This window comes from Faecalibacterium sp. DFI.5.82 (genome assembly GCF_029076575.1).
GTDB classification, from domain to species: domain Bacteria; phylum Bacillota; class Clostridia; order Oscillospirales; family Ruminococcaceae; genus Faecalibacterium; species Faecalibacterium duncaniae.
Map to the genome: position 1 here is coordinate 1 of NZ_JARFIS010000321.1, position 323 is coordinate 323.

1 protein-coding gene is annotated in these 323 nt (G+C 56.3%); it reads left to right on the forward strand.

Annotated features, from left to right (window positions below):
* Position 1 precedes the first annotated feature (1 nt).
* Positions 2-253, forward strand: a complete 252-nt coding sequence (locus P0G09_RS16805; protein WP_275253235.1) for a TnpV protein — start codon at positions 2-4, stop codon at positions 251-253.
* Positions 254-323 lie beyond the last annotated feature (70 nt).

Here is a 323-nt window from a genome sequence, read left to right on the forward strand (position 1 = left end):
CCTGACCCTGCCCCAGCAGGAGAAAGCACTGGGCAAATACGGCAGACTGCGCCGGACTTACATGATGAAGCATCGCCCGGAGCTGTACAATTCGATGCTCCTGTCGGGGACTCTGCATCCGCACCTGTTGGAAGTGGAACAGACCGCAGAGAGCCGGATGCAGCAGACCATGCAGGAACTGCTGAAGCAGAACCCGGCTCCGAACAAAGAGCGGCATCAGATGGAGTGGGTGCAGCACATGAACAGCCTGTAAGCACAGGCCGAGGAACTGGTGATGAACGAGCTGATTTACAGCTAAGTTTCTTCGATGTGGCTATTCCCTC